The organism is Rufibacter aurantiacus, assembly GCF_017916345.1.
GTDB lineage: Bacteria > Bacteroidota > Bacteroidia > Cytophagales > Hymenobacteraceae > Nibribacter > Nibribacter roseolus.
In genome coordinates, this window is record NZ_JAFMSV010000005.1 from 486,966 (window position 1) to 513,675 (window position 26,710).

26 protein-coding genes are annotated in these 26,710 nt (G+C 51.9%); 10 read left to right on the forward strand and 16 right to left on the reverse strand.

Going from position 1 to position 26,710, the window contains the following annotated elements; translation table 11 throughout:
* Positions 1–100 precede the first annotated feature (100 nt).
* Positions 101–1,507: an aspartate kinase gene (locus tag J3P34_RS20940; RefSeq protein WP_210490570.1), complete on the reverse strand. Its 1,407-nt coding sequence runs from the start codon at positions 1,505–1,507 to the stop codon at positions 101–103.
* Between the two features lie 101 nt (positions 1,508–1,608).
* The gene (locus tag J3P34_RS22290; protein WP_282597098.1) at positions 1,609–1,731 is read right to left on the reverse strand and encodes a hypothetical protein; all 123 of its coding nucleotides are present in this window, start codon (positions 1,729–1,731) and stop codon (positions 1,609–1,611) included.
* A 342-nt stretch (positions 1,732–2,073) separates the two neighbouring features.
* Here J3P34_RS22290 and J3P34_RS20945 point away from each other — a divergent pair, with 342 nt between their 5' ends.
* Together J3P34_RS20945 and J3P34_RS20950 are read left to right on the forward strand one after the other, a co-directional pair.
* Positions 2,074–2,655: a 7-carboxy-7-deazaguanine synthase QueE gene (locus tag J3P34_RS20945; protein ID WP_210490616.1), complete on the forward strand. Its 582-nt coding sequence runs from the start codon at positions 2,074–2,076 to the stop codon at positions 2,653–2,655.
* A gap of 3 nt (positions 2,656–2,658) precedes the next feature.
* The gene (locus J3P34_RS20950; RefSeq protein ID WP_246853828.1) at positions 2,659–4,587 is read left to right on the forward strand and encodes an OmpA family protein; all 1,929 of its coding nucleotides are present in this window, start codon (positions 2,659–2,661) and stop codon (positions 4,585–4,587) included.
* A 213-nt stretch (positions 4,588–4,800) separates the two neighbouring features.
* On the opposite strand, the gene J3P34_RS20955 is transcribed toward J3P34_RS20950, so the two are convergent.
* From J3P34_RS20955 to J3P34_RS20970, 4 genes are all read right to left on the reverse strand, one after another.
* Positions 4,801–5,742: a gamma-glutamyl-gamma-aminobutyrate hydrolase family protein gene (locus tag J3P34_RS20955; protein ID WP_210490571.1), complete on the reverse strand. Its 942-nt coding sequence runs from the start codon at positions 5,740–5,742 to the stop codon at positions 4,801–4,803.
* Positions 5,730–6,737, reverse strand: coding sequence for an amidoligase family protein (locus tag J3P34_RS20960; RefSeq protein WP_210490572.1), 1,008 nt, complete (start codon positions 6,735–6,737; stop codon positions 5,730–5,732). The genes J3P34_RS20955 and J3P34_RS20960 overlap by 13 nt, the downstream gene beginning before the upstream one ends.
* 475 nt (positions 6,738–7,212) lie before the next feature.
* The gene (gene ligA / locus J3P34_RS20965) at positions 7,213–9,264 is read right to left on the reverse strand and encodes an NAD-dependent DNA ligase LigA (protein WP_210490573.1); all 2,052 of its coding nucleotides are present in this window, start codon (positions 9,262–9,264) and stop codon (positions 7,213–7,215) included.
* A 390-nt stretch (positions 9,265–9,654) separates the two neighbouring features.
* Positions 9,655–10,023 (reverse strand): GxxExxY protein, encoded by a 369-nt coding sequence (locus J3P34_RS20970; protein WP_210490618.1) that lies wholly within the window; start codon positions 10,021–10,023, stop codon positions 9,655–9,657.
* A 148-nt stretch (positions 10,024–10,171) separates the two neighbouring features.
* On the opposite strand from J3P34_RS20970, the gene J3P34_RS20975 reads away from it, so the two are divergent.
* Both J3P34_RS20975 and J3P34_RS20980 read left to right on the forward strand, forming a co-directional pair.
* Positions 10,172–10,690: a gluconokinase gene (locus tag J3P34_RS20975; RefSeq protein ID WP_210490574.1), complete on the forward strand. Its 519-nt coding sequence runs from the start codon at positions 10,172–10,174 to the stop codon at positions 10,688–10,690.
* Positions 10,691–10,751: 61 nt separating this feature from the next.
* On the forward strand, positions 10,752–11,897 hold the full coding sequence (locus J3P34_RS20980; RefSeq protein ID WP_210490575.1) for a DEAD/DEAH box helicase: 1,146 nt from the start codon (positions 10,752–10,754) through the stop codon (positions 11,895–11,897).
* A 110-nt stretch (positions 11,898–12,007) separates the two neighbouring features.
* Here J3P34_RS20980 and J3P34_RS20985 read toward each other — a convergent pair whose 3' ends face one another.
* Entirely contained in the window at positions 12,008–12,724 is a 717-nt protein-coding gene (locus tag J3P34_RS20985; RefSeq protein WP_210490576.1) for a 3-ketoacyl-ACP reductase, read from the reverse strand.
* Positions 12,725–13,218: 494 nt separating this feature from the next.
* Here J3P34_RS20985 and J3P34_RS20990 point away from each other — a divergent pair, with 494 nt between their 5' ends.
* The gene (locus tag J3P34_RS20990; RefSeq protein ID WP_210464621.1) at positions 13,219–14,049 is read left to right on the forward strand and encodes an alpha/beta fold hydrolase; all 831 of its coding nucleotides are present in this window, start codon (positions 13,219–13,221) and stop codon (positions 14,047–14,049) included.
* Positions 14,050–14,077: 28 nt separating this feature from the next.
* Entirely contained in the window at positions 14,078–14,512 is a 435-nt protein-coding gene (locus tag J3P34_RS20995) for a hypothetical protein (RefSeq protein ID WP_210490577.1), read from the forward strand.
* A gap of 112 nt (positions 14,513–14,624) precedes the next feature.
* Here the strand turns inward: J3P34_RS20995 and J3P34_RS21000 are convergent, their stop codons facing one another.
* Together J3P34_RS21000 and J3P34_RS21005 are read right to left on the reverse strand one after the other, a co-directional pair.
* Positions 14,625–15,122, reverse strand: coding sequence for a DUF4920 domain-containing protein (locus tag J3P34_RS21000; protein WP_210490579.1), 498 nt, complete (start codon positions 15,120–15,122; stop codon positions 14,625–14,627).
* 66 nt (positions 15,123–15,188) lie between these two features.
* Positions 15,189–15,932 carry a TapB family protein gene (locus tag J3P34_RS21005; RefSeq protein WP_210490580.1) on the reverse strand — a complete coding sequence of 248 codons (744 nt, stop codon included), beginning with the start codon at positions 15,930–15,932 and terminating at the stop codon, positions 15,189–15,191.
* Between the two features lie 162 nt (positions 15,933–16,094).
* On the opposite strand from J3P34_RS21005, the gene J3P34_RS21010 reads away from it, so the two are divergent.
* The 3 genes from J3P34_RS21010 to J3P34_RS21020 all read left to right on the forward strand — a co-directional run bounded on the left by J3P34_RS21010 (position 16,095) and on the right by J3P34_RS21020 (position 17,494).
* Positions 16,095–16,301, forward strand: coding sequence for a hypothetical protein (locus J3P34_RS21010; protein ID WP_210490581.1), 207 nt, complete (start codon positions 16,095–16,097; stop codon positions 16,299–16,301).
* A 3-nt stretch (positions 16,302–16,304) separates the two neighbouring features.
* Positions 16,305–16,658, forward strand: coding sequence for a hypothetical protein (locus J3P34_RS21015; protein WP_210490582.1), 354 nt, complete (start codon positions 16,305–16,307; stop codon positions 16,656–16,658).
* Positions 16,659–16,861: 203 nt separating this feature from the next.
* The gene (locus J3P34_RS21020; protein ID WP_210464627.1) at positions 16,862–17,494 is read left to right on the forward strand and encodes a cytochrome c oxidase subunit 3; all 633 of its coding nucleotides are present in this window, start codon (positions 16,862–16,864) and stop codon (positions 17,492–17,494) included.
* A 207-nt stretch (positions 17,495–17,701) separates the two neighbouring features.
* Here J3P34_RS21020 and J3P34_RS21025 read toward each other — a convergent pair whose 3' ends face one another.
* The 5 genes from J3P34_RS21025 to J3P34_RS21045 form a co-directional block, all read right to left on the reverse strand.
* A complete protein-coding gene (locus tag J3P34_RS21025; protein ID WP_210490583.1) occupies positions 17,702–18,589 on the reverse strand; it encodes a DUF3822 family protein in 888 nt (295 codons plus the stop codon).
* A gap of 265 nt (positions 18,590–18,854) precedes the next feature.
* Positions 18,855–19,991 carry an FAD-dependent monooxygenase gene (locus J3P34_RS21030; RefSeq protein ID WP_210490584.1) on the reverse strand — a complete coding sequence of 379 codons (1,137 nt, stop codon included), beginning with the start codon at positions 19,989–19,991 and terminating at the stop codon, positions 18,855–18,857.
* A 60-nt stretch (positions 19,992–20,051) separates the two neighbouring features.
* Positions 20,052–21,137, reverse strand: a complete 1,086-nt coding sequence (locus tag J3P34_RS21035; protein WP_210490585.1) for a 3-oxoacyl-ACP synthase III family protein — start codon at positions 21,135–21,137, stop codon at positions 20,052–20,054.
* A 699-nt stretch (positions 21,138–21,836) separates the two neighbouring features.
* Positions 21,837–22,184, reverse strand: coding sequence for an MmcQ/YjbR family DNA-binding protein (locus tag J3P34_RS21040; protein ID WP_210490586.1), 348 nt, complete (start codon positions 22,182–22,184; stop codon positions 21,837–21,839).
* Positions 22,185–22,263: 79 nt separating this feature from the next.
* Positions 22,264–23,091 (reverse strand): ion transporter, encoded by an 828-nt coding sequence (locus J3P34_RS21045; RefSeq protein WP_210490587.1) that lies wholly within the window; start codon positions 23,089–23,091, stop codon positions 22,264–22,266.
* A 248-nt stretch (positions 23,092–23,339) separates the two neighbouring features.
* Here J3P34_RS21045 and J3P34_RS21050 point away from each other — a divergent pair, with 248 nt between their 5' ends.
* The gene (locus tag J3P34_RS21050) at positions 23,340–25,175 is read left to right on the forward strand and encodes a glycoside hydrolase family 10-like protein (RefSeq protein WP_210490588.1); all 1,836 of its coding nucleotides are present in this window, start codon (positions 23,340–23,342) and stop codon (positions 25,173–25,175) included.
* A 76-nt stretch (positions 25,176–25,251) separates the two neighbouring features.
* On the opposite strand, the gene J3P34_RS21055 is transcribed toward J3P34_RS21050, so the two are convergent.
* Together J3P34_RS21055 and J3P34_RS21060 are read right to left on the reverse strand one after the other, a co-directional pair.
* On the reverse strand, positions 25,252–25,836 hold the full coding sequence (locus tag J3P34_RS21055; RefSeq protein ID WP_210490589.1) for a c-type cytochrome: 585 nt from the start codon (positions 25,834–25,836) through the stop codon (positions 25,252–25,254).
* A 65-nt stretch (positions 25,837–25,901) separates the two neighbouring features.
* On the reverse strand, positions 25,902–26,336 hold the full coding sequence (locus J3P34_RS21060; RefSeq protein ID WP_210490590.1) for a hypothetical protein: 435 nt from the start codon (positions 26,334–26,336) through the stop codon (positions 25,902–25,904).
* Positions 26,337–26,710: the final 374 nt, after the last annotated feature.

Sequence of the window (26,710 nt, forward strand, 5' to 3'; positions counted from 1 at the left end):
TCTGTATGTCAGACCTAAGACTTTAAACTGGTAGAGGTCTGTTAATCAGTTTAAGATGGTTAGTTTATTGCTTGAATTTTGAAAACTTCGGGTAAAGCGTTTAAGCCAGCGTAGCGGTTGGTTTCTCCGGGACTGCCAGGAAGAACCTATCATGGAGCAGATTCACGGCGCGGTGGGCGTCATTGGTGTTCAAAACCACGGAGATAATCCGCTCAGTAGCACCCTGCGCGATGGCCCTAATGTTGATGTTATGGTCACCCAGTAGCGAGAAAGCCTTGCCCGCGATGCCGGGTTGCTGCACCATGCCGTTTCCTACAATGGCCACAATACTCATGGGCGTCTCTACACTTACCGGGTTCAGAAGGCCCTGCTCAATGTCACCGGCAAACTCCTCGTTGATGGCGTGCGCCGCTTTTTCTCCCTCGGCCTCGGCCAGGCCAATGGTGATGCTTTGCTCGGAAGAGGACTGCGTGATAAAGTAGACGTTTATGCACTCCAGGGCCACGGCCTTGAACAGCCGCATGGCCACGCCGGGCACGCCCACCATACCGCTCCCGCTGATGGTGAGCACCGCAATGTGGTCAATGCAGGAAATTCCCTTCACGTTCTGCGGACTAGGAGTGGGGTTGGCCGAGATGAGTGTTCCCTTATGCGAAGGGTTGAAGGTGTTCTTGAGCACCAGCGGAATCTTGGCCGCCACCAAGGGCGCGATGGTAGGCGGGTACAGCACCTTCGCCCCGAAATAGGCCAGCTCCATGGCTTCCTCGTAGCTCAGTTCCTCAATTGAGTAAGCGGCCGCCGCTTTGCGCGGATCAGTGGTGTACATGCCGTCCACATCGGACCAGATCTCCAGCAGATCAGCATTCAAGGCAGCAGCATACAGTGAAGCGGTATAGTCAGACCCGCCCCGGCCCAGAACGGTGGTTTTGCCATCGCCGGAGCGGGCGATGAAGCCGGGTGCCACTAGGAGATCCGCCTGTGGCAGGTTGTCTCGCATAAAGGCGTAGGTGGCTTTGAGGTTCACCTTGGCGTTGAGGTAATTGTTGTCGGTTTGGATGAAGTCGCGGCTGTCTACCAGCACGTTGGGCAGACCGTGGTGCTGGAACGCCACCGACACAATGGCCGAGGACAGGCGCTCGCCGTAGGCCATAACCCGAGCCTTGGTAGAGTCGCTGAGCTCATCCAAAAGGTAAATGCCGCGGCACAAGTCTTCCAACTCCCGGAAAATCATCTTGATGCGGCCTTTGATGTCAATCTGCTGGCTCATGGGTACCAGTTCCTCAATGGCCTCCATGTGCTTGCTCTCCAGATGCGAAAGGAGCTCCAGGTAGGTGACGTCATGGGCCGCGGCCTTCTGGTACAGGCTGATGAGCAGATCGGTGACTTTGGACATGGCGGAGACCACCACCAGCATTTTAGGGTTGTTTTTCTCCCGCAGAATGGAGATCAGTTGACGGATGGCCCCGGCATTGGCCACGGAGGTACCTCCAAATTTCAAAACCAGCATAAGATCAGGCTTTTAGGAAACGATAATTGTTACGGTGATTTCCGGCCGCAGGCCGAAAAGGCCAGCTAGAATTTGGCCTTTGGAAGGGACGATATGTGCAGCTATACCCCCGGAGGGGTAATGGTAATAATGCCTGTGGTAATGGAAAACGCCAACACACCGGTACCCGTCTCCTGAATGGCAGGAGAAAGCAGAAGGGATACTATGTTGAGAGTTTGTGCCATTGGTACTGGCAATTTCTGAAAAATTATCAAAGGAAAAAGTGAAAAGCTGAAAAAATTTTATTGGACCACGGGAAATCACTCGAAAAAGCCGGTCTGCAACTCTGGGCAGGAATAGTTAACTTTGCGGCGCCCAAGCAAAATCCAATTGGTAAAGCATGCCCGCGCGGCAACTTATACCGTTGAATAGATGTTGGGTTAATACAACAATTCACGTTTTGGGACAGTTTTCATGAAAACGGGTCCTAAACCGTTTAGCTTATTACTCAGAAATTGGAAGCGACAGCAGATATCAAGATTGCCTCAGTGCACACAGTACCCAAAGACGGCACCAAACTGCCTTTGATGGAGCATTTTTACACCATCCAGGGCGAAGGGTACCACACCGGCAAAGCCGCCTACTTCATCAGGTTGGGCGGTTGCGACATAGGGTGCCACTGGTGCGACGTGAAAGAGTCCTGGGATGCGAACCTGCACCCCCTCACCGATACCGATTGGATTGTGCAGCAGGCCGAGCAATACCCCGGCAAAGCCGTGGTGGTGACGGGCGGCGAGCCGTTGATCTACAACCTGGATTACCTTACCTCAGAACTGCAGAAACGCGGCATCCAGACATTCATAGAGACCTCGGGGGCTTACCCTTTGAGCGGAACCTGGGACTGGATCTGCCTTTCGCCCAAGAAATTCAAGGGTCCGCACCCCAGCGTACAGCCGCACGCCGGCGAACTGAAGGTGATTGTGTTCAACAAAAGCGATTTCGCCTGGGCCGAGGAACATGCCTCGCAGGTGGGACCTAACACGCGCCTCTACCTGCAACCCGAGTGGAGCAAAGCTGACGTGATGATGCCCCAGATTGTGGAGTATGTGAAAAGCAACCCTAAGTGGCGCATTTCGTTGCAAACCCATAAATTCCTGAATATCCCCTAAACCATGCAGCGTCTCCCGCTTCTTTGCCTTTTCTTTTTCTTCTTTCTCCAGTTAACCACCCAGGCATCTGCCCAAAAGCCAATAGAAGGTGGCTCTGCGAATAAAAAAGCCCAGAACGCTTACCAGGAAGGATTGAAATACATCCAGGCCCGGGATTTTGAGAAGGCGCTGTCATCGTTCAATGACGCCGTGAAACGGGATACCACCTTTGGCGAGGCTTACCTGGAGGCCGCTGGTTTGTACCGTATACTGCAGAAAGAGGAGGAGGCTTACCAGTATTTCCGCCGTGGTTTGGCCAAAATGGACTTAAAACCCGGCCGCTCCGCCGATTATTACAACTACGCTGATCTGGCCTTCGCCCGGGGGCAATATGACCAGGCTTCTACCTATTACCAGCACTACATGCAGTACGGGAAGAAGAACAGCCGCCAGATGCAGCGCGCGACCCAGCAACTGGAAAATGCCAAATTTGCCCAAAACGCCATCAAAACGCCGGTAGACTTCAAACCCCAGCCGCTGGGTGAGGGGGTAAACAAATTCAACCTGCAGTACTCCCCGGTGCTCACTGCCGACCAACAGGCGCTGCTATTCACTGCCCGCAACGGCAGCGGGGAACTGGACGATGAAAATCTGTACCTGGCCTCCCGCAAGGATGGGCAGTGGCAATCCGCAGTTCCTATTTCAGATGCCATCAACTCAGAATTGAACGAAGGAGCCGCCTCACTATCCGGTGATGGCCGGGTATTGGTCTTCACCTCCTGCAACCGCCAGGATTCCTATGGCTCCTGCGACCTGTACATCAGCTACCGCGAGGGTAATGAGTGGAGCAAACCCAAAAACATGGGCCGAACCGTGAACACCCCTTCCTGGGATTCCCAACCAAGTCTCTCGGCGGATGGGCGCACCATTTACTTTGCCTCTAACCGCAAAGGCGGGCAAGGGGGCGAGGACCTCTGGATGACCAAACAGCAGGATGACGGCAACTGGAGCCTGCCGGTGAACCTGGGGCCCAAAGTGAATACCCCGGGCCGCGAGAACTCGCCTTTCCTGCACGCCAGTGGCAACACCCTGTACTTCGCTACGGATGGATTGCAGGGCATGGGCGGTTTGGACCTGTTTAAGGTAAACCGGGAGCAAAACGGCTGGGGCACGCCCCAGAACATGGGCTACCCGCTGAACACCCACCGCGACGAAAGCTCCATCTTCATTTCCCCCGACAACAAAACCGGTTATTACTCGGGTCAGGCGGTGGCGGGGACCAAAGCCGAAGTAGCCTTGCTGCAGTTTGAGGTGCCTGAGGTCTGGAAAAGCAAAACGGTTTCTTCCTTTGCCCAGGGCCGGGTGTTTGACGCCGTCACCAAAAAGCCGCTCAAAGCCACCGTGCAGGTGTATGACCTGGATTCAGCCAGCGTGATCTCCCAGCAGGTGAACTCAGATGGCACCTCGGGCGCGTATACCATTGTCCTGAACCAGAAGCAACGCTACGCCTTGTATGTGACAGCGCCAGACCACGTGCTGGAAAGCCGCCATATTGCAGCAACCTCCACCTCGGCGCCGCTGGCCCTGGACTTCTACCTGCAGCCTTTGGGTAAAGGCGCCAAAGCCGTGCTCAGCAACATCTTCTTTGACACCGGCAAAGCCGAACTTCGGCCAGAGTCGCAGACAGAACTGAATAAAATCTTCCAGTTCCTAAAGGCTAACCCCAAGATACAGGTGGAGATTGCCGGCCACACCGATAACGTAGGTCAGCCAGCCGCAAACCAGAAACTCTCCGAGGCCCGGGCCAAAGCCGTGGTGAAATACCTGGTCTCCAAAGGCGCCCCGGCTTCTATTTTCCAGGCCAAAGGCTACGGCCAGACCCAACCAGATGCCCCCAACACCTCAGAAGAGAACCGCCAGCTTAACCGCCGCATAGAGATGCGTATTCTGTAAGAATAAATTTTAGAAAAGAACAAACAATCCAAAGCCTTGCTGGTTGTATTAGTGCTAGTAAAACCTAAGGTTTAGTTGTTTAATTGATTTAGTAGAAAGGAAAAGCGGCCGGATTTAATCCGGCCGCTTTTTTTGTTTTAAAGCTGATTTCACCAAAACAAGGCTGAAACACAATCAGCTTGTCCTTTGCAACAAGATATTGTCAAGCCATTCTTACAGTGCGCTTTTCTCGGCGGTTTCCGCTACCTGCTGGTCCAGTGACACCAGGGCGGCATCACGTGGTTGGGCCAGGGCATCTGCCATATCTGGTTCTTCAATCTGCCGGTTCACCTCCCTGGCTTTCTGCACCAGGGTCTGAAAGAGCCGGCGTTGTTCCTGTCTTCGGGGCAGGTATTCTGGGTGCCACTGCACGCCCATGATAAAATCCCGCCCCACATGTTCAATGGCCTGCACCACCCCGTTAGATTCTGTGGCCACTATGTCAAGGCCTTTGCCGGGGGTATGTACCGCCTGGTGGTGCAGCGCGTTCACTTTGAGTTTTGGGGCCCCTATAATCTGCTCCAGTTTGCTGCCTGGCTTGAAGGTGACTTTCTTCACCGGAAAAATGCTGGACGGATTGGGCTCTTCTTTGTAGAAATCGCTGATGTCCTGGTGCAGGGTTCCCCTGAAGTACACATTCAATAGCTGTGAGCCCCGGCAGATGCCCAGCACCGGCAGGTTCTTTTTTACTGCCTGGTCTATGAGTTGAAACTCCAGGTGGTCGCGGTCATGGTCCAGTGACCACTGCGGCTTTCGGCTGAAGAGTTTGCGCACGAAGAAAAGGGCAGGGTAGTAGATCCAGCGGGTGAAGCGCCAGATTCTCTGGAAGAAGTTTTTCCTGGGGTTCTTGAGCGTGCGTTTGAGGTACTCCTGAAAGACCGATTCCTGCTGATACGTCTTAGGATCCACATCGGCGCCGCCGCCCACAATGAGGCCCTGCAGGCCATCGGCGGTACGCGGGTTTGACGGGGTGATATGCACGGGTCGGCCGCCGGCCAGCAAAACCCCGAAGGCCGTGAATACCCACGCCACCTCGCCGCCCTTGTCTGGGCCGGTAATGCCAATAGTGGGCCGGTTACGGTGGATCTTATAGTTGGTCTTCTTTACGGTAGCCACTGCTCAGTTTGTTTGCACCATTTTTTTTCAAACCCAATGAGGGTGTTCTCTTTCAGGCTGAGGTATTCTTTGCTCATCTGGGTGATGCGGTTTGGGTCATTGGCCAGTTCTTCAATGACTACCCAATTGTTCCATTCCTGGGCCAGGGTCCAGTCTGGGTCAGAGATACAGGAGTTGGGCAGGCGGTAATGGAAAGTCTTTCTGGCTTTTACGCTGCCCAGGTTTGTATACTGGTTCACTTGCTCAGGCCGCACGGAGGCAAAGAGGGGGTACATATCCAACGGGCGGTTCCGGTCTGGGTTATACTGGTGGTAGTCGTCTATGAGTTGTTCCAGCGTGGGCGCGTAGGCCGGGTCCAACACCAGCCGGTTGTACTCGGCCGGGAAAGGATTAATGAACGAGGTAAGGTTCTTGCGGGCGAAATCAGTCTCGCCAGCCTCCAGAAGCCAGGGGTACAAAAGCAGAAACGCCCTGATGTACCGCAGGATGGTGTCAGGCTCGGTATCGGGGATCTCGGTGTTGATGTGCGTCCCGAAGGCATTGGTGATGAAGGCCTCGGTGCCTTTGGCGTGGTGCTCATACAAGGTCTGGCGCAGCACCTCCAATTGTTCCAGCTGGTCATAGGGAAGCGGCGGCACCCCTATTTCATAGGGAATCACTTTCTGGATCACGGCCTCCAGGGCATCGTCTATGAAACTCTCCAAGGTCTCATTGCCCAGTTTGACATGTTCCACGTCAATGTTCAGCTTCTCGAAGAGCGTTTTATATTGTTTCTCGGTGAGCAGCTTCAGGTCTATCTCCACGCTGAAGTCTCCCAGCCGGGTGTTCACCAGCTTAGCCGAGAATCGGTTTTCCCATTCAATATCGCCCCCGTACAGCACCTGCACAATCTCCAGGCATTCTTTGATGCCCACATTGGCGAACTCCAACTCAAAACCCACGGTCCGCACCTTTCCTTCCTTGTTTCTCTCAATTGGCAGTGGCTTGAATGTCATAGTTTTAAAGGTCTACACAGTTTCCTACACGAACGAGGATAGAAGCGAAGCGTTACACCTTTTGTACAATTTTATTGTGTTTTGAAACGAAAGGATGGTCTTTCCCAGTAGGTTTTTTGATTTCCTGGGGAGGAGAAGAAGTTTGAGGAGATGTAAAGACTGGGGATATCAGTTGGCATAGACGCTCGCAGGACCTACGGACGCTGCGAGGTCTTTTGAGCAGGCGCTATCCCAGAATCTAAGCAAAAAAGGTGATTTAGGCCTGTTTTTCTAAAACGATGCCTAAATCACCTTTTACATTTTCCCTATTTGCCCAGAAGCAATGCAACAACCTTGTAGCAGTCTCAATATACCGCTTACAAGGGATGCATCCTTTTCCCGCTTTAAAGGAGAACAATTAGCCGATGGTATTACCGTGTGCTCAAAAGACCTCGCAGCGTCCGGAGGTCCTGCGAGCGTCTGTGCCAAAAACCGTTTACGTCAACATCTGGTTGAATTCCTCTTCGCTTAAGATTTTCACGCCCAAGGTAGTGGCTTTCTCCAGTTTGCTAGGACCCATTTTGTCGCCGGCTACCAGGTAAGACAGTTTCTTGGAGATAGAGGAGACAATCTTGCCGCCGTTGGCCACAATGGTATCCTGCAGTTCCTCGCGGGAGTAGCCGGAGAATACCCCGGACACCACAAAGGTGAGGCCCGCCAGTTTATCGGATTGGGGTTCTACCACGGCCACCTCACCCAGGTCCAGTTGCAACCCATGAATGCGCAGGCGTTCCACCAAATGTACATTGGCTACATCCTGGAAGTACTCCCGCACCGAGGCGGCAATGCGGCCCCCGATCTCGGGCACGGCAATGAGTTCTTCCTCGGTGGCGGTGCGCAGGGCGTCTATGTTCCGGAAGTGCTGGGCCAGTTTCTGCGCTACTGTGTTCCCTACAAACCGGATACCCAGGGCAAACAGCACCCGGTCAAATGGTGCTTCCTTGGAGTTCTCCAACGCTTTGAGGATGTTCTCCACGGTGGTTTTCTGAAACGTCACCACCCGACTTTTGCCGGTCTCTTCGTTCACAAAGGTCTTTTTCAGCCCGAACAGCGTGTCATAAGTGAGATCATACAGATGGTCGGGGCTGGTGACCAGACCTTGTTCCACCAGCAACTCAATCTTGCCTTCGCCCAGACTCATGATGTTCATGGCCTTTCGGCTGATGAAGTGCTCCAGTTTGCCTTTCACCTGCGGCGGGCAGCCTTTCTCATTGGGGCAATAGTGGTTGGCTTCACCCTCGGTGCGCACCAGTGCGGTGTTGCAGGCCGGGCAAATAGTAGGGTAGATAATAGCTTCGGCGTTCTCCGGGCGCAGTTCAGTTTTTACCGCCGTCACCTTGGGAATGATCTCGCCGCCTTTCTCTACCACCACTTTGTCCCCGATCATCAGCCCCAGGCGTTCTATCTCGTTGGCGTTGTGCAGGGAAGCACGCTTCACGGTGGTGCCCGCCAGCAGTATTGGTTTCATGAGCGCCACTGGCGTCACAGCGCCAGTGCGGCCCACGTTGTATTCAATGCCCAGCAGATCAGTGATGGCTTCCATGGCTTTGTACTTGTAGGCCATGGCCCAACGCGGACTCTTGGCCGTATAGCCCAACTCCTCCTGCTGCGCATAGGAGTTCACCTTCACCACAATACCGTCCGTAGCGATGGGCAGTTCAAAACGCTTGGTTTCCCATTCATGGATGAAGTCCATTACCTCTTCAATGGTGACGCACACGCGCCAGGTAGGCGATACGTTTAGTCCCCAACGCTGCAAGGCCTCTAAACTCTGTGAGTGGCTGTCGAACAGGGTAGGGGTGCTGAGCAGACTATAAGCGAACATGCTCAGGCGGCGGCGGGCCACTTCTTTGGAATCCTGCAGCTTGAGCGTGCCGGAGGTGGCGTTTCTAGGGTTGGCCATCAATGCCTCCCCAATCTCCTCGCGCTCTTTGTTCAGTTCCTCAAACACGGAGAAAGGCATGAATACCTCACCGCGCACCTCTACTTCTGCCGGGATGTTCTCACCATGCAGGTGCAGCGGAATGGTACGGATGGTGCGCACGTTAGGCGTGATGTCATCGCCGCGGGTTCCGTCGCCCCGGGTGACGCCGGCAGTAAGCGCGCCATTGGTATAGGTGAGACTCATGGCTACCCCATCAAACTTAAGCTCGCAAACGTACTCCACGTGGTCACCGGTGACCTTACGCACGCGGGTGTCAAACTCCCGCACCTCATCCTCAGAGTAGGTGTTGCCCAAGGAGAGCATGGGATATTTATGCTTTACCGTAGGAAAACTCTTGGTAATGGTGCCGCCCACACGCTGGGTGGGGGAGTTGTCTGAGCGGAATTGCGGGTGCTGCTCTTCCAACTGCTGCAGCTCTTTCAGCATCTGGTCAAACTCATAGTCAGACACTTCCGAGACGCTATTCTGGTAATATTGGTAGTTAAGGTAGTTCAGGCGCTGGGTAAGCTCCAAAATGCGGGCTTCAGGGTTCTGCTCTGGCATGGGTGCTTGGTGTTTTTATCTAGGGCAAAGGTAGAGCAGGATTTTCAGGATTGAATAAATTTTTAGGATTTGAAAGTTGAAAATTGCTCTATTCTGGGGAGGGGAGATACTATAGTAAGTAGGTGCTAAAATGAAATTGGAGTACCGGGAATTTGCTCATCCTTTTCTTCTATAATAAAGGACGCTTCCCTTTACTTGCTATCATCACTATTTCGCAGCTACTTTCCTGAATACAGGCTTAAAACAGGAGCATGTACTTGGACGGAGAATACAAGCGTATACTTTCAAGTATGATTGATGAATTACCAAGCCGCTCTTAATATTAATTTTTTCTCTACTCAAATCTCCATGATCAATCCTGAAAATTCCTCCAATCCTGAAAATCCTGCTTCAGGGACGAGGAAATATTTTCTTGTATTGCAGGCTTGCGCCTCCGAAGTTGATCAATAAACCAAGAGGTAAGCCATAAGCAACCAGGTAATTTTTGGTCTGAACAAAATGAATGTCTTCCAGCGCCTGTAAAGCCTTTAGCTCCACCACAATGTCCTTTTCAACAATAAAGTCTGCCCTTCTGGAGCCTACCTGAATACCATGGTAAAAGATGGATTGCTCTTTTTCACGCTCAAACCCAAGCCCTGTTTTTTCCAACTCAATGGCCAGACAACGTTGGTAGATAATTTCCTGAAAACCGCTACCCAAAGTTCTGTGTACCGCCATGGCGCACCCAATGATTTTATAGGTAATCTGGTCCAAGCTCATCTGTTTTTTTGTAGGTACCGGTTTTACGTCATTACGAAATTTCAAAATCTTGTTTATTGCTTTGAATGTTCCTGCTTATTAATTCTTAAATCCAAAAAATTTGTTCAATCCTGAAAATCCTGCTTCTTTGAGGAAAAAAATCAAGAACATGTCATACATGGTAATGGGTGTATCGGGGAGCGGAAAGACCACGGTGGGGAAGCTTTTGGCGCAGAAACTTGGCTTACATTTCTTTGACGCCGATGATTACCACCTGGCGCCCAGCATTGAGAAAATGCGCAGCGGCATTCCACTTACGGACGAGGACCGCGCTGAGTGGCTTCTGAAACTGAACGGACTTTTGCAGGAGGCGGAAAAAGCGGGGCAGGAGATTGTACTGGCCTGTTCGGCGCTAAAGGAGAAGTACCGCCTGGTTTTGCAGCAGAACCTGAAAAACGAGCTCAAAATAGCTTTCCTGAATGGTGATGCGGCCTTGCTCCAGAGCCGCCTGAGCGCGCGGGAGGGGCACTACATGCCTGCTACTTTGCTGGCCTCCCAGCTGAACACGCTGGAGGTGCCCGTTCAGGCCTTGTCTCTGGATGTGGTGCATCCGCCGGAGGTGCTGGCAGAGGAAATCATCCGTAATTTCCCGCCAGGCAGTGCTGCCGACACCGGCGCCGAGGCCTAAGCAATCCAGAACCCGTATTTAAAGGCTATCTTTGGGCTACAATATCCTTCAAGACTAAAGTATGTCCTTTTCAGAGTTAGGTTTATCGCCCGCCATTGTCAAAGCCGTGGCCACTCAGAATTTCCCTCAACCCACCCCGGTGCAGAAAATCGCCATCCCGGAGATTTTGAAGGGACGGGATTTGCTGGGAATTGCGCAGACGGGCTCGGGGAAAACCGCGGCTTACGCCTTGCCTATCCTGGACAGAATGCAGACGAACCGGGCTTTCAGGAACCGCTACGTGAAGGCGCTCATTCTGGTGCCCACGCGGGAACTGGCTTTGCAGGTGGGGGAGGTATTCCTGACTTTCAGCGCGCATATTCCTATCCAGATCAAGACCTTGGCGGTGTTTGGAGGCGTGTCTATCAATCCGCAGATGATGAAACTGCAGGGAACCGATATCCTGGTGGCAACGCCGGGCCGCTTGCTGGACCTGGTGGAGTCAAAAGCCGTGCATTTGTCTGAGGTAGAAACGCTGGTGCTGGACGAGGCCGATAAAATGCTGAACCTGGGTTTTGAGGAGGAGATGCGCCAAATTCTAGCTCTTTTACCAAAAAGACGTCAGAATCTTTTGTTCTCAGCCACGCTGGACAAGAAGGTAGACGCCATCCAGGAAACTTTGCTGCATGAGCCTATTGTGGTGGACATCAAAGAAGAGGAAGACGCCGGGCCGTCGCTGATCTCCGAGATGGCTTACCTGGTGGCCACTGAAAGGAAAGGTCCGTTCCTGCGCTATCTCATCAAACACAACAACATGCAACAGGTGCTGGTGTTCGTCTCCGCTACCCAGCGCGCCGATCATCTGGTGACCAAACTCGCGAACAACGGCATTAAAGCGGTGGCGCTGCACAGCGGCAAAAGCCAGGGAGCCCGCACCGAGGCGCTGGCCTTGTTTAAGAAAGGGAAAGTAACAGTGCTGGTGGCTACTGATCTGGCCTCGCGGGGAATTGACGTGCAGTACCTGCCCTACGTGATCAACTATGACCTGCCGCGCTCGTCTAAAGACTACATCCACCGGATTGGCCGCACGGGCCGGGCAGAGTCGGCGGGGGAAGCGATCACGCTGGTTACTCCCGAGGATGCCCACCATTTCAAGATCATCCAGAAGCAAACCAAACGGGTGATTCCCACTCAGGAAACCGGCGACATTGATTTGAAAGGCTTTTGATATAGCTCTGGAAAGAGAGCAATAACTATAAAGGGTTTCGGGGTTGTTTTTTGAAAAACAGCCCCGAAACCCTTTATAGTTTTCTATCCGGCGGTAGCCGATATTTTCACCTAAGGATTGGTAGACCAGATGCCCGCTTCTTTGAGGAAAACCCGACGGTTCAGCTTCAGCTGGCAAACCACAAACTCAGCGAAGTCTTCAGGCTGCATGATCTTGTCGTTATTGCCGTTGGTGAGATTCAGGCCAGCCGATAAACCTGTATCCACGGTGCTGGGGGTGAGGGTAGTCACCCGGATGTTGTGCTTCCGGACCTCCTGCATCAGGGACTCAGACAAGCCAATGAGCCCGAATTTTGAGGCGCTGTAGGCACTGGTCACCGCGGAGCCGCGTTGCCCGGCAGTAGAGGAAATATTCACGATATCGCCGGTTTTCTTGGAGATCATGGCGGGCAGTACGGCGCGGGTCACGTAGTAAGGCCCCATCAGGTTTACTTTGATGATGTGCTCCCATTGGTCCGGCTCCAGGTCCAGGAACTTCCCGAAGGAAGCTGTACCAGCGTTGTTAATGAGGATATCTACAAAGCCCAATTCCTGCTGCACCTGCTCCACGGCCTCGTTCACGCTGCGGATCTGGGTGACATCGGCAGTCACGATGGATGTTTCCACGCCAAGGGCTTCTATCTCAGAAGACACTTTCTCCAGATCACTTTTGGTGCGGGCCAGCAACCCAATGTTCACTCCTTCTTTAGCCAGCGCAAGGGCAATGGCGCGCCCAATTCCTTTGCCGGCGCCCGTAATAAGGGCAGTTTTTCCTTTCAAAGATTCCATAAAGTGTACTTATAATTTCTAATACCTGCAGATACGGCCCTGCACACCTTGGTGCGGGCCATTTCCTGCCAACTACTGTGCTTCTTGTCATGGGTTAAACGGGCAAAATTTCTGGTAGTTGGATTTCTTTTTAAGGAATGGAGCTGGTTTGAGTAGATTCCCTGCATTACCGGCAGAGTAGGAATACAGAATGGCAAAAGCTGTTTTGAGCCTGTTTTCTGTAAAGCAAAAAGAAACAGTTTCTCCCATTTCAAAGGATAATTCCTGCTTTAAAATACCTGTATTTCTAATATGGCTTCCTGGAATGGTGACTTACGCTGCTTTTTAAAATTTAATATTATCTTGTGTGGGTGCAAATTAGAACCAGGCTTATTCATAGGCTGTTCTGATAAAAAAGCCCTAAAGTCCGTTTCTTATATAGAAGATTCGTATATTTCGTCAGCTCCTCCTGAAACGCAGGACATATGTGTTTGCCCTTCATTACCCCCCTAAATATGAAAGCTACCAAAAGAAATTATGTACAGGTCAAAGGCAAGGGGAAGAAACCCATGCTGTTTGCCCACGGCTACGGCTGCGACCAGTCTATGTGGCGCTACGTTACGCCTGCCTTTGAAGAAGATTACAAAATAATACTCTTTGACCATGTGGGTTTCGGGAAGGCAGATACCTCTGCGTACGTTCTGGAGCGCTATTCCTCCCTGCAGTCTTACGCCGTAGACATCCTGGAAATCTGCGAGGAGCTGGAACTGGAGGATGTCATCTTTGTGGGCCACTCGGTCAGTGCCATGATCGGGGTGCTGGCTTCCATCATTGACCCAGACAGGTTCTCCAAACTGGTGTTGATCGGGCCCTCGCCCCGTTACATCAACGATGAAGATTACACCGGAGGATTTACCCAGGAGGGCATAGATGGCCTGCTGGCTTCGCTGGACAGCGATTACCTGAACTGGTCACACAGCATTGCGCCCATTATCATGGGCAACGAAGACCGGCCCGAATTGGGGCAGGAACTGGCCCAGAGCTTTTGCCGAAGCAACATAGAGGTGGCCAAGGAATTTGCCCGCATCACTTTCCTCTCAGATAACCGGGCCGACCTGAAGAACGTGAAAACCGAATCCCTGATCCTGCAGTGCTCTGATGACGTGATTGCGCCTCTGCCGGTAGGGGAGTACATGCACCAGAACCTGCCCAACAGCACCTTCAAGCTCCTGAAAGCCACCGGGCATTGCCCTAACCTTAGTGCCCCGGAAGAGACCATTGCTGCCATTAAAGAATTTTTAAGCCTTGATGTAAAATCTGAGGAGAAAGCCAAAAGCACAGTGTAAAGTTCTGGCCCCTAAAAGGCAGAACAGAATGTGGGAAATCAACTCAATGGATAAAACGGAGCTCAAGAAGGCGAATGGTGATGTTTATTTTGAGGCGCAAAGGCTGCTGCTGAATGGGTACATTCACGTGAACTGGATTGGGATCCAGTCTCTTGAAACGGTAGTGATGGGCGGTAATCAAATCCTTGCTATGCTGCGGGAAAAACCTTGCCGGGGTTTACTCAACAGCAACCGCGAACTCATAGGCCCCTGGGAGGTGGCTGTGCCATACATGGCTTTTAAATGGGCACCGGCCGCAAGCTCATTGGGCCTGAGGTACTTCGCCCATGTCTTGTCCCCGGGCATATTCGGGAAGAGGTCATTTGATCAGTTCCAGACCCAAATGAAAGAGCCGCTGATCATTGTGAGGTCTTTTGAAGAACAAACCCAGGCTGAGCAATGGCTCCTCAAGCAATTGGCTTAATCTCTTCTCTTCCTTTAGGAATACTCTACACATAAAATAACAGCCTCCGTTTCAGGGCTGATTTCCAAAAATCAACCCTGAAACGGAGGCCACAATATCTATAACCAAAGAACTATTCTTTGACCTGTACGCCGGAAGCAACAAACGTGATGGTGGCTTTTGGTTTGGTGATGGCGGCAATCTCTTCTTTGCTTTTTCCGGCATCCTCGGCGAAATGGCGCTGGTCTGCCACGCTCACGGTGTCTCTGAACGCCACCCCCTCAAACACCACTTCTTTGCCTACAATGTTTTTGGGCATAAAGAACGCGTAGTTCTTGAAGGTGACCCGCATGGGCTCCTGCCCATCTAAGGCTACTTTCATCCAGCAGCCTTTGGCCTGGCAAACCTCCAGCACATTGGCGGCAATGGTTGCCTTGGCTGAGTCCTGGGTTTCCAGCATGGTGGGCAGCTGGGTGGCGGCAATGGCGTTTTTGGGAGTGATCTTGGTACCGAAGGTTTTCACCGGTTGCGCAGAGTTCTGGGCAGCAGAAGCAGGGGCCTCAGGGTTTCTGGCGCAGTTTCCAAAAAGAAGGGCCAAAGCAAGGGAGGCTGGGAAGAGAAGCTTTTTCATAGCAGTCTTGGATTTAACTATGAGTAAAGCTACTCAACTTAGGCTAAGGTGCAAACACAGAACTGTTTATTTCTGTAGGGCCTGGGCCGCGTTCCGCTTGGTTATGAGTTCCAGGCCTTTGGCTTTCTTGCCGCGCTTGTTATAGTACTGGCATTTGATGAGGCCGTGCTCCAGGGAGAAATACTCCTCTACCTTGAAAACATCGCGCAGGGGCAGGCCCATAGCGTCCAGATCCACCTCATAGTTGTAGGTGATTTTAAAGCAGTCAAAGGTGCCGGCCGGGGTGGTTACTTTTTCTATGGCTTCTACCTTGCGGTCTGTTGCTACCATGGAAATTTGGGTTATATTTACTGAAGAGGAGCGGACCTTGACACCCAGTTTTCCGTCGGGCAATTTCTGGCCTATTTTCATCTGCTGCGGATAGGCAATATCTACCGGGGTAAAGTCAAAATCCTTTCCTTCAAAGGCTTTCATTACCTGTTCCCTGAGCAGAAGCATGGCATCAAGGTAAACGGTGTCATTGACGCACCGGATGTGGTACTCCTCAGCGGTTTCTGGCCGGTTAGATTTGTTTCTGCGGGCGCTTTTGAAGGTGGTCACGTAAGCGCCGTCCTTGTCGGTTACCTGTTGTACCACTTTGTTGTTGAGGGTGCCTTTGTTGCGCCCCTTGTCGGTTACCTGAAAGACGAACTCAGTATTCTTGGCCAAGCCCAGCGGTTGCAGACAGTTTTGGGCCAGTGCCGCTCCGGGCACCATGCCGGAAGCCCCAAGCCACACCAGGCCTAGCACGTAGAAGTAAATTTTTTTCATAGAGAGTTACCCCACTCCGGGGTAGATAGCTGCTATTTATACGTAGCAGTCCCTTGCTTGGATATATTGGACTTTTCAAATTATAATAGGGAATGAAACGAGGCGTTTTAAGCTTCGTATTTTTTGTCTTTGTAACCGCATCTGCAAACCAACTTAGAGAATATGGAAAACTCTACCCAACCCGTTCAGAAACTGTCTGACCTTGCCGCCATCCTCCTGGAGAAACTGAAGGCCGCCCAGACAGACATCACCTTGGATTTTCAGGAAATGTCTGTGCAGGGACCTGGCCCCGCAGGCCAGCCTGGCCAGTGGAAACTCAACGGCAAGCTCACGCTCAAAACCAAGTCCTCAGGCGCTAACCAATCATAAGCCATGGATGCGTTTCCGTTTGAAATTGCCGGTAAACTGGTGCTCACCGTACTGGAAGACCACGTGCTGGTAGTGGCCGAGGAGAATTACGTCATCGTGAACTTTAAAGACCACCCGGCCCTGGAGCGGGTGCTCCAGAATGTGCTGCCGCCTTCGGGCCAGGGAAAAAGCAGCGGTGGGTTCGCTTCCAAGATGGAAAAAGCCAAAGAGCTGAACCATTGGATGCTACGGGCCGGCCTGGTGGTAGATGTACGGGTCAACAACAAAACGTACGTGGAATTCGGTACCGGTAACATGCCCCGGATTACGGCCAGTGCGGTGTTTGGGCAGGTGGGTTCGTGGTTTAAAAGAAGCTGATTCCTGCCTTCCATGCGCCCAGAAACTTCCCTGAAAATGGATTATTTAATATAAAAATAGGTGGATGCAACGTTCTTGCAGAAAAGTGCATCAAATATGAGAAAACCTGTAAACATTCTATTGATTTTCAAGGTAGTACATAAGAGAAAAGGAAGTGTTTCAAACAGTCTGGTAAGCATGTAAGGCTAATGAACTTTTAAGTCATGAAATCTGAGAATCAAAATAAAATAGGCGCTGGCAAAATGTCCAGCTTTGAAAAAATAGAGAAGGTACCGCCGCTCAAAATGCTCCTTTATGTCAGCATGGCTGGTATGGCCATGTTGTTTTTCATGCTGACGGTGATGTTTCTCTATAAGACCGGCGAGTCTGCCTCTGTTACCTCCTTTGTACTGCCTAAGCTTTTTTCTGTAAGTACCGTTCTTATCCTGGTAAGTGGCTTCTTTATGCAGCAGGTGCCCGGTTTCTACCTTCAGGACGACCTGGTGCAAATGAAGAAAGGCTTGATGTGGTCTTTGGTCCTGGGCATGGCGTTTGCCGTGGCGCAGATTGTGGCCTGGTATGAAATGGCCTCGGCCAGGGTTTTCTTTGACGGGCATCCGGCGGGCACTTTTCTGTACCTTTTGTCGGCTCTGCACTTGCTGCACATTGCCGGAGGATTGGCATTTGCCTCCTACCTCTACGTGAAAGTGAACAGAGCCTCCACAGACCCAATCCGTTCACTTATCTTCAACCGTGACCCTTACCGCCTCATGCAGGTGCAGATGCTGCGTAGCTATTGGCAGTTCCTGGACGTAATCTGGATTGCGCTGTTCTTTATTTTCCTGTTTGCGCTGTGAGGAATGAGTGATTGAGAGAATAAAGCAAGAAAATAAAGAGGCGAGGTTGGTAAACTGAATTTACCGGCCTCGCCTCTTTATTTTATCAGATATAGGTGGATTCAAATTTTTCAAGCTATCAGATTTCACCGTCCATTCATTCCTTCACTCAACCACTCCTTATTCATTCTCTCAATCATTTAATCACTTATTCACTCAATAACACACTCAATCGCAAAAGTGAAGGCTGTAGAGGTCAAAGTTCTGGTGGTTGAACAGGGTGTCAAAACGGTAGCTGAACCCCACGCCCGTGGGTTTTTTCCCGAACTGCACGTGCCGGATATAGGTCCGGAGAACTTCATGCAGCTGCGAGTCCAGGAGTAATTCTCCCCACACGGTGACCTGGTCCTGGTCGGGGTTCATCTTCTTTTCCTGCAGCACAAACAGCACGTAGTAGATGAAGTCTTCTGAGGAGGTGAAAAAGAAAGAGTTGCAGAACTCCAGTTTCAGGCCTTGCAGCACCACCAGTGTCACGTAGTTCTTGTCTACGTAGATGAAAAGCTGGGGCCGGGAGCTGCGCTCCGCCATGTGCAGAATCCCTTCCATCAGCGCCGAGGTCTGGTGCACAAACTCAATGGGGCTATTCTGGAAATGGGTGCCCGACCAAGCCTCCAGGGAGGCCGGAACCGTGAACACGTTGATAAGCTCTAACCGGGGATGTTCGTGGTGGTGCACTACCTCCAGTTCCGGTTCTACCACGGCATTCAGCTTCAGGTACTCTTCGCGGGCATTCAGGTCAAAAAGGGCCTCTGGAATAAGGGTAAACTGCTGGTTCTTGATCCCGATGCGTACTTGTTGCCATTTTCTTTCCTCCAGCAGGGGAGAGACGCTGCGCAATTGCTGTAGCTGCGAGATGGCGTTTTCCACTGAGGACGGGCTTTCGGCCTCATAGTCTTCTAGGGCAACGAATTTATTGCGCTGGGCATCCAGCACCCCCAAACGGATGCGGTGGGCCCCGAAATTGATGTATAGGTGAGCGCTGGCACTGGAGCTAGGGTCAAAAGCGTCATCTAGGACGCGTTGCGTCTGTCTGAAAGCCGGCACGGACGTAGTCAAGGGTAAGTCTTAGGTGAAAAATGAATTACAATATTACTCAAATTATGCCTACTCCCCATGCCGCCCCGCCAGATTGCTGCGGATTCGCCCGTTTAGTCAAGCCCTAGGCCATTGGCTACTAGCCTAAAGGGGGAAAAAAGAACTCACCAGAACCGGATGAGGAGCTGCCATTTCCCGTGAAAGTATATTCCCTTTTGCACCTGTTTTTTTAGAAAAGAGGTGTAAAACATTAACTGCGGTTTTAGCCCAAATAAAAAGAAGCAGATCAGAAATCCACGGAGTAGATCTTCTCCAGTTGCTTGTCATTGATCCAGGTGGGCAGGTGGCGCAGCGCAAAATTGCGGGCTTTCATGTACAACGGGTTCTCATTTTGGGCCACTTCTCCCAGGAACCTGGACTGGCGGGTAATCCAATGGGTGCGGGGCATGCGGCGGGCCTCAAAGCGTTTAGCCGCCCGGTTGAAATCAAAGTCTTTTTGCAGTTCATCGGCGAAGACAATGGCGTCTTCCACCGCCTGGCAGGCTCCCTGGCCCATGTTGGGGGTAGTGGCGTGCCCGGCATCGCCCAACAGCAGCACATTCTGGAAAGCGAACTGCGGCAAAGGTGTCAGGTCATAGAGATCGTGCCAGAGCAATTCCTCGGGTTTGGTGTGCAAAAACAGCTCAGGGATGGGGGTGTGATAATGCTTAAAGTGCCGCTGCAGATCCCCTACCCGCATGGCTTTCATACTGGGGTCTTGTTCCGGCGCGTTGATGCAGGCAAACCAGTAGATCTTGTTTCCTTTCAAAGGTGTCCAACCCACGCGACCGGCTTTGCCCCAGGTCTCTGAGGCGAATATACTGTCCAGCCCGGGGTTCTCAATGATGGCGCGCCAGCAGGTGTAACCCGCGTAACGGATCACCGATTGCGGCAGCAACTGCTTCCGGATGGCGGAGTTAATCCCGTCCGCTACCAGCAGATGGTCAAAAGTCGCGGTTTCCCCGTCCTGGAAATGCACGTTGATTCCCGCGGGAGTAGAAGTGGTGCTTAGGGCGCGTTTATTGGGGTGCAGGGTATCTCCAGGCAGTTGGTTCACCAGAACCCGGTGCAGGGAGGCTCTATGGATGACAAAGTTGTCAAGGCCGTACTTCTCACTAATTTTTCGGCTATCGGTGCGGTTGATGAGGCGGCCGTGCTCGTCAAAAATATGGAAGCCATCAAGGCAGTTCCCTTCGGCAATGACTTTCTCAGCAATGCCTATGCGCTGAAAACCTTTGATGGCATTGGCCGCCAAAGCCAGACCGGCACCCACGGGCTCAAACCTGGGCGCGGCGTCAATCACCTGCGCGGTAAGGCCAATTTGCTGCAAGGCAATGGCGGTGGTCAGTCCGGCTATGCCGCCCCCAATAATTCCAATCTTCATGTGCTCTGTTGCTGGTTCCTGAACGTCAAAGGTGAGGCGAAGATACGGTAGGAGAAACCATTAAGGGATTCTGTAAACCACCGCATTGGCGTTCATGCCGGCTCCTACGGAGGCGAACACCAGCACCTCACCGCTCTGGAAACGGTAGCCGTCCATTTCGCCGTGGGCCACCAAATCATAAAGCACCGGCAGGGTAGCCACCGAGTTATTGCCCAGCGTCCCGATGGTCATCGGCATGATGTCTACGGGAATGTTTTCCTCCCCATACAATTTGAACAACCGGTCCAGCATGGCTTCGTCCATCTTCTCGTTGGCCTGGTGAATGAGCACCTTCTTTACCTCGGACAGCGGTATGTTGGCTTTATCCAGGCAGTCTTTGATGAGTTGCGGAACCCGCGTCAGGGCGTATTCATAGATCTTGCGACCATCCATTTTGATGTAGAGGTTCTCGCGGGAAAGATCTGGGTTATAAGAAGGGGAGGAGTTGAGCCAGAAGGCCTGCGTGAGGGTGTCTGAAACGGTAAGATGCTGCAGAATGCCGTTTTTAGCTTCTCCCGGCCGGGCCTCCAGAATCACGGCCCCGGCACCGTCTGAGTAAATCATGCTGTCGCGGTCATGGGCATCAGAAACCCTGGACAGCGTCTCCGTCCCGATAACCAAGATGCGTTTGGCATCGCCGGACTGCAGGTAATAGTGCGCCTGAATCACCCCCTGTAGCCAACCCGGGCACCCGAAAGGCAAATCATATGCCACGGTGTAGGGGTTGGCAATCTGCAGTTTGTGCTTGATACGTGCAGCCAGCGGCGGCATCATGTCCACCCGCCGGGAGCAGGCTTTCACATCCCCGAAGTTGTGGGCCACAATGATGTAGTCAAGGGTCTCGGGGTCAATGCCGGCATCAGCAATGGCTTCCTGCGCGGCCCTGAATCCCAGGTCTGAGGCCACCAGGTCATCGGTGGCGTATCTTCTCTCTTTGATGCCCGTGATCTGGGTGAATTTCTGGATGATGACTTCATTGGAATTGGGCAATTTCTTACCCGCGGCATCAAAGAACGAATGCTCCAGGAAATCTTCATTGGGTACTATTTTAGTAGGTAGGAATCTCCCGGACCCGGTAATGACAGTTGAAAGCGTATGGGGCAACATAATAGGTAAAAAGACAAGTGGTGAAGGGTAGCAGCAGGTTTCAGGCGTTCTGGGGGATGGGCCTGGATGGGAGTTCCTCCAGGTAAAATGAAAGAGGAAGCCCGGTTATTATCCGCTGCAAAGTCAAGGTGCAGATTATTTTTCGGAAACCAAAAAAAGCCAGCCCGGAAAAAGCGAAACCAATGGGCAAGTGCTTGTAGTGTAGTAATTTACCTAGTTTTAAGAAATAAGCCCTAAAACGGGAGATTAGGAATAAATACGTAAAGCTTCTCTAAGAACCCAGTAGATGTACTGGTTACGGAAGACAAGGTGAGGCAAGGGCGGATAACTATTCAAATAACAGTTTCCAGCCACCCAAAAGCACGAAAAGCCAGATCAAGCCTTTGATCAGGAAAAACAGGAATCCGGCAATGCCTATCCTTTTTAAGCCTTTTTTCCAGTTTGACATAGTCTTAAATAGGGGTTATACGAAAATACGCACGTTGAAAGCTACCAGGAACAAACGTGTTTTTAAGCCATTTTGTATAAAACAGTTCAAAAAGAGGAAACACCCGTTCACTGGCCTCCTCCACAAAAAGTGAAAAGCTAGCCTCCTTTATCCCTGCCAGATAACTGAGGAAATTACCCTATAGTCAACTGACAGGAGAAGGTTGATAGGCCCAAAGCAAGAGATTCAGGCCCAAAGAACTCCACTTAAGGCTACACCAGCCCGGCCAGTTTCAGGTCCTTTTTGGAGAGTTTGTTTTTCTTGAGCTCATAAGATTGCCTGATGAGGCTTTCCAGTCTGGTTTTCTCCAGGGCAAAAGGATTTTCCAGAAGCACCCATTTGTAACGGGCCAGGTAAGGGGCCGGAATAATGCCGGGAAGGGCAATCAGCTCTTCAAATTCATGGTCCAGCACCTGCATAGAGAATGTGAAGGGCGGTTCCATGCTGGCCACGCAGAACATTTTGCCACCCAAAGAAAAACAAAGGTCGTGGCCCCATTTAATGTCTTCGGTCACGGCCGGGAAAGACAGGCAAAGCGCCCGTAATGATTCAAGATTCATGTGGTCAATTCAATTTAGGTCCCGAAAGATAAGCCGGTTTTAGGGCACTTTAGTAAAACCGGGCTTAAAATAGAGAAGCTTACTTCATGCGCACCAACGGGTTCCCGCAGTTGGAGCAATAGTTATCGGTTTTGTTTACCTCCCGGTCACAGTTGCCACAGGTAAGGGGAGGGCCAGTAGGGCCGGTTCCTGCCGCTTTCACTTTGGACAACTCTACCGTTACAATACCGGTTGGCACCGCAATAATGGCGTAACCAATGAGCATTACCAGCGAGGAAATCACCTGTCCGGTGGCCGTCTTAGGGGTAATGTCTCCGTACCCCACCGTGGTGATGGTGACAATGGCCCAGTAGATACTCTGCGGGATACTGGTGAACCCGTTTTCTTCCCCTTCTACTACGTAAATCACCGTCCCAATCACCAGCACCAGGGCACATACAGTAAGAATGAAGACCGTGATTTTCTGCAAACTTGCAGCCAGTGCACTCTTAATGATCTGGGCGTTCTCTACGTAGCTGGTGAGCTTCAGAATCCGGAAAACGCGCAGTAAACGCAGAATCCTGATGGCCATGATGTACCGGAGGCTGGGCACGAAGATCGCCAGGAAAGTGGGAATGACGGATAAGAAATCTATGATCCCGAAGAAGCTGAACATGTACTTCAATGGCCGGGGATTACTGTAGATACGCAGCAGGTATTCCAGGGTAAAAGCCGCAGTGAAGACCATTTCCAGGGCCCTGAAGTACACATTGAACTGTTGCCGGTAAGAAGGAACGCTCTCCAGGCAAACGGTGAGGGTAGAGAGCAGAATCATCCAGAGCAGGACCACGTCAAACCGGCGGCCGGCAGGCGTGTCTGTGCCATGAATGATAATGTATATCTTTTTCCTCAGCGCGGCATTTCCCATAAATGATTTTTTTGATGTTCTGGCGAAGAATAAAGGTAAACTGCCAATAGTACACAGAAAATACCGCAGAGTTGCGCAGGAACCAGGACTAAATTCTATAAGATGGCATAAATTCTGAGTACGGGCGAGGTTCTCAGAGGGACAGGGGGCAGCTAAATTTGAGGCGAAACCTGTATTTAACTCCCTTATCCTTACCTTTGTAGAACATTTCCCAGAACTTACCCCAGCTACATCACCCTTTACCACTTATGCTGAAGCCTTTTCGACTTCTTATTGCGCTTGCCCTTTTCCTCTCCCTGACCCAGGTTACTGCCCAGGAATTGCCCAACCGCGAGTTCCGGGGCGTGTGGGTAGCCACTGTGGCCAACCTGGACTGGCCCGTGCGGGGCGCCTCCCCTGAGAGCCAGAAAGCCGCCCTGCGCGCAATGTTTGACAAGATCAAGGAAGCCAACCTGAACGTGGTTTTCTTCCAGATTAGGACCGAGTGCGATGCTTTTTACCGGTCCAGCAAGGAGCCGTGGTCCAGGTTCCTGACCGGTACCCAGGGCAAAGATCCTGGCTATGACCCCCTTGCCTTTGCCATTGAGGAGGCCCACGCCCGCGGCCTGGAACTGCACGCCTGGTTTAACCCGTACCGCGTGAGCACGGTTCCCAACCCGGCGGTGTACAATGCCCAGCACGTCTCCAAATCACGGCCCGAGTGGCTTCTGAGTTTCTCTAATGGCAAAAAGATCCTGAACCCGGGCCTGCCCGAGGTGCGCCAGTACATTGCCTCGCTCATCAAAGAAGTAACCCAAAACTACGCCATTGACGGCGTCCATTTCGATGATTATTTCTACCCGTACCCTGAAGGCACTTTCAACGGTATCTCCAACGAAGACGCCCAGACTTTCCAGCAGTACGGGTCTGGTTTTGCCAATATTAAAGACTGGCGGCGCTATAACGTAAATGAGACCCTGCGCCTGGTCAATGCCCAGATCAAAGAAACCAAGCCCCAGGTACGGTTTGGGGTGAGCCCCTTCGGGATCTGGAAGAACAATGAACCGGCGGGTATCTCAGGGATGGATGCCTACAACGCCATCTACGCCGATGCCGTCTATTGGCTGGACAACCACTACGTAGACTACCTCACGCCGCAGCTCTACTGGGCCATCGGCGGCCGCCAGGATTACCGCAAACTGCTGTACTGGTGGTCAGACAAAGCGGCCAATGCCTCCAGGCACCTGTACCCGGGCCATATCGTGCAGCAAACAGGATTTACGCCAGAGGAAGTGCCCCACCAGATTGAGATCTCGCGCTCAAACCAGGAGAAGAACGCTTTGGGCAGTGTCATCTTTCGGGCCGCCAATATCCTCAATAACTCCAACCTCATCGCCACCTCTTTCAAAGCCGCTACGTTCCGGTTGCCGGCTGCGCCGCCTGCCATGTCCTGGATGACGGGCAAAGCCCCCGCCGCTCCGTCTGGCCTTACGGTGACCCTGAACGAAGCCACCGGCAACTACGAAGTGCGTTGGACTCGAAGCTCGTTGAATACCCACGCCTTCAAACGGTACCTGCTGTACACCACTGCTTCTATGCCGGCCACGGGCGCGCTAATCCCGGATGGTTCTGTTAGGGCCTTCACCACCGCAGAAGCGGTGACCATTCCCGCCGCGGAGGTTCCTTCGCCCACAGCATTCTGGGCCGTGACGGAACTGAGTCCCGCAAACCAAGAGAGCGAATTGAGCAACGTGGTGGTGGTAGGAAACACGGTACCAGTGCTGGCCCAGCAAGAAAAGCCTATCTTAACCGTAGACCAATTAGGCCTCGGCAATGGAGCCCCGGAGACGGTAGCTTCTCCTGGCACGCCTGTTTCTTCCACTTCCAATAACGTTTATGTGACCATCAACCTGAAGAAGAAATCTGGGGTAAAGGCCGAGCTGTACACCATGGACCGCAAAAAGAAAACCCGCGTTCTGAAGGAGAAATACAAAGCCGGTAACCACACTCTGGCTATCCCAAGGGGCAAAATGGCGCCAGGCACCTACATGCTGGTTTTGGAGTACGCCGGCCAAAGAAGCGTGCAGAAAGTGGTGTTTAATTAGGCTCTTGATTCTTGTAGATAGAAACAGAGAAAGCTTGCCAACGGCAAGCTTTCTCTGTTTTGGGGAGGGTGGTAAGTTAATTCCTGGCCAGGGTTTCCGTTTGCTCAGGGAGGGAGGGTTTGAGCACAAAGGCCCGGGCAAACTTGCCTAATAGGGTAAATTCGTGGTCAGGTACTTTGTTCTCTATCGGTTTTATGGATCTCAGGTAAGAGACAACTGCGGTGAGTTCTTCGTCATTCATGTTTTGTCCCTGCATGAAAGGCAGCACTGCCTCCCCGTTCTTTTTTACCCCGTAGCGGAGCACGCGGGCAATCTCCCCATCGGTCATGCCCCCAATCCCGGTTTTTACATCTGGGGTGATGTTAGTGGTGAAGATCGTTCCGAAGGGTGTTTCCACTTTCTTATTCCCGGCCAGGGAAGGCTCATGCCCCATTTTCAAAACTGAGTCTACGTTCTGGACCGGGCTGTGGCACTGCACGCATCCTCTGGTGACCAGAACCAGGTTCTTCCCGCGCTCAATCACTACCAGATCTTGAGAGGCTTTGATATCTGGGTAAGGTGCTTCGTAGGTAAGGTGCTGGCGAAGCATGGTAGCCACCGCGACCCCGGCAATCAGGACCAACAAGACCAGTCCGGTCCATTTAAAGATTTTACGCGCCATGGTATTTGACAGGGTATAGCCTGAGGAATAGAATATTGAATAGGATATAAGTAAAATCCTGGGGTTTAACTGGGAACCGGTTTATAGCTTCTCAAGAGCAGGAACCCTACAATGGAGAAAAACAACACGGCCAAGCCAATGGGCGCCTCCTGCTGTGCATACCAGATGTTGCTATTCTTCAGCAGCGGTTCAACCAGAAAAGGCGCTACTATTCTGGCAAACAGCAGAAACAGGCCAAATACCACCACCGGAGAAAGAATAATGGCCAGAACCCGAACCCATACCGGCCGATGGATGCTCAGCCTGTAGCCCACCCCGGTGGATCCTATGGCCAGCAGGATAATGCCCACCTTCATCAAAAAGGCAGCGGCGCCGGTGTCTATGATCCTGCCGTCTGTGGAAATAATAACCCCCAGCTTGATGGTCCAGGCCAAAGCGCCGCCAATCAATAACAGGGCTGCTACCCGGGTCCAGTTTGAAAAAAGTGCCTTTACTTGCATATGTTTGCGTTTTTATGATTTAATCTGGAATCTATTTAGACCATAAAGCCACCTGCGGGATAATGGTGGTTTTGAGGTAATGTGAACTCAATAAAGGCGATTTCCTGGTGCCGATGTTAGGGTACTTTGGAATGGCTGATACGCCCTATGTAAGCTGATACAATCCCAGCTTACAGGTCGCGCTTTGTGGCTGGTACTTTCGCCTTCTTATCAGGAAGACAGCCTGAACAAAGATTTCCACTATTTGGTGCGGCTGTTTTTTTATGCGGGTTCCCGTTTGGGGCTCATTTGTAGAAAAAAGGCTTTAAACACAGGTTCCAAACGCAGCAGTATTAAAGCGCTTTCCTGACAGGGTTTTAACTACGGGGATTTAA